Origin of the sequence: Scrofimicrobium canadense (assembly GCF_009696615.1) — a bacterium.
GTDB lineage: Bacteria > Actinomycetota > Actinomycetes > Actinomycetales > Actinomycetaceae > Scrofimicrobium > Scrofimicrobium canadense.
Genome location: NZ_VULO01000032.1, coordinates 1 through 1935 on the forward strand (window position 1 = coordinate 1; position 1935 = coordinate 1935).

The following is a 1935-nucleotide window of genomic DNA, read 5'->3' on the forward strand; positions in this document are numbered from 1 at the left end:
GGTAAGTTCGTGTTGCGCATGGCCGCCCGTGTCGTCATTGGCAAAGGCGCAGGGGGTGGGCTCTCGGTAGAACTGGATGTCGATAGCCTGGACCTGTGGCTCGCCATGCTCCACCGGGCCATGGTGGACAACAACTACGTGAAGCCCGAGTGGATCGACGAAGAGGCTTACGAAAGCATGAGCTGGCTGGGCTACCTCGCTACCACGACCCTGCTGAACGTCGGCCTACTGGCAGCACGCGGCCAAGCCGGTATTGAACGCCTCTACAACGCCATGACCGGCGGCCAAAATGCGGGGCCGATTGCGTACGTCATCGTTAATGACCCAAGACAAGACAAAATGCGCGACTGGGTGCAGCAATTAACCCCAGAAGGACTCGGAGCACTGTTATATCTACTCGTCAGTGAGCCAAGGGCATTTGAAGTAGAAGAGCCCGGCAGGGGCAGGAGTGGCGGCAGAATCCAGAGCTTTAGTTCTCAGCAAGCACTGGATTTTCAGCAGATTGCCATTGCCAACTGCTTGGGCTGGATAGTGGAAGGCGTCACCATGAGCGTTTACGGCCCGCTTTGCCGCTTCAGCCGCGAAGACCCCACACCTTCGCAGTACCTGTTTACCAAAGCAGTGGTCAGAATGACCACCGACGGTCAGCCGCCACATAATTACCCAGACACTGCTTACCATAACCATAAGCTGGCCTTGGATAGGTTTATGGAAAAAGAGTCAGGAACAAATAGCCTCCAAATACCAGCGTCTAAAAGAGATTACCGCCGCTATGTAGCAGGTTTAGGGACTGAAATCTGTGCAAGCTAATTAAGGCCGCTATGAAAGGAATGACATCCATGCGATCAATTACCCTGACCGTGTTAGCCGGATTAACACTTACATCCTTTCTACCGCTCGCCTGGGCACAGGATGACGAGGCGCAAGCTGCCAAGGATGAAGGCATGCGGCTATGGGGTATCCATCAGTGGGAAAAGATGCAACCTCCACTAGAGATAGCCGCAGCAAGTGGTGACGTAGAGGCAATGTATTACCTAGGCGAGGCAAATAGATTACTTAGCCGAGGGCTATCTCAAGCCGCCTTGGATTGGTACTACCAAGCAGCTCAACACGGTGAACCTTACGCCATGCTTCGCTTGTTCGATGGCGGTGCCTGTGAACTAGGCGATGTCTGCCCGGAAAACGGTGATGACTGGCCACAAGCGGCACTGGAACTTACCCTACCCAAAGCCGAAGCGGGTGACCCTGAGGCGATGTCCGTCCTGTATGACACCTATTTCTACGTCGAAGAGCCCGATGAAGAAAAGGCCATGGAGTGGTTACTGCGCGCCGCCGAAGCAGGCCATGTGGAATCCATGAACTTGCTCGGCAACATCGCCCGAAACGATGAAGAGAGTTACGCCAACGAGACTGAGCGCTTAGACGCCGCAGAGCCATGGTTCCGCCAAGCGGCTGAGGCAGGCTATGCGCCAGCAATGAATAATCTTGCTTCTGTTCTGAATCATTTAGACCAGCCCGAAGAGGCCTGGGAATGGATAACAAAGGCATCCGAGGCAGGGCATATCAATGGGCGAGGCTGGTTGGCTGCTTGCAATATTGAGCCCGATGGAGAAGGGATGGACTTATGTCGCGCAGCCTCCAACCCTTATCCAGCCAAAGGCTGGGCTATCTTAAGAGCTATGAACGAAGAAGTCCCAGGCACATCTTCCGAACGGTTACTAAGAGTTTATGGAGAAAGTGTCACCCCAGAACAGCGAGAGGAAGGAGAACGCATGATGGATGAGTGGCTCAACCTCGAACCGCCCCTCTCTTACTTTCCAGAGAAGTTTGGCCCCTGATGCTGTGAGTGCAATGCTCATGCTGTAGGCTAAATGACAACCTTTGGGCCTGTGCGTCTACCCCTCGGGGAAGATATCGCTACTCTGCGAGAACGCA

General features: G+C 54.2%; 2 protein-coding genes. Both read left to right on the forward strand.

Annotated features, from left to right (window positions below; genetic code table 11):
- Positions 1-810: hypothetical protein (locus tag FYJ24_RS12730; RefSeq protein ID WP_206192719.1), on the forward strand; the 810-nt coding region annotated here is incomplete at its 5' end.
- 29 nt (positions 811-839) lie between these two features.
- Positions 840-1838 carry a tetratricopeptide repeat protein gene (locus tag FYJ24_RS12320; RefSeq protein ID WP_206192720.1) on the forward strand — a complete coding sequence of 333 codons (999 nt, stop codon included), beginning with the start codon at positions 840-842 and terminating at the stop codon, positions 1836-1838.
- Positions 1839-1935 lie beyond the last annotated feature (97 nt).

What these genes read in the sequence shown, in the direction of transcription:
- FYJ24_RS12320 (WP_206192720.1), top strand. Translation starts at nt 840, where the DNA reads ATGCGATCAATTACCCTGACCGTGTTAGCCGGATTAACACTTACATCC.